The organism is Frankia sp. Mgl5 (assembly GCF_023242985.1).
Lineage (GTDB): Bacteria > Actinomycetota > Actinomycetes > Frankiales > Frankiaceae > Parafrankia > Parafrankia soli.
Map to the genome: position 1 here is coordinate 1 of NZ_JALKFY010000026.1, position 310 is coordinate 310.

Genomic DNA, 310 nt, shown 5'->3' on the forward strand with positions numbered 1-310 from the left:
GGAAAACTCATCCATGGTATAGCCCATCGCTTTCACCTTGTGCAGCGTTTCTTTGGCCAACAGGGCCAGATGCGCCGGATTTCGCGTCAACAGCGGATCATTCACTACGTTGCTGACAATCGTTCCCCGTCCCTGCCGTGAATCGACAAGACCCTCCTGCTGCAAGCGCAGATATACGCTGCGCACTGTGTTGTAATTGACCTTCAGCTCGCCCGCCAGCTCGCGCACAGTAGGCAGTTGAGAGTGAGGAGCCATTTCACCACTGCGAATCAAGGAAGCGATCTGTTGATACAACTGTTCATGGTACGAT

1 protein-coding gene is annotated in these 310 nt (G+C 53.5%); it reads right to left on the minus strand.

What is annotated here, in order from left to right:
- Positions 1-310 (minus strand): GntR family transcriptional regulator (locus tag MXD62_RS08200; protein WP_248828804.1); only part of this gene is annotated, 310 nt, incomplete at both ends.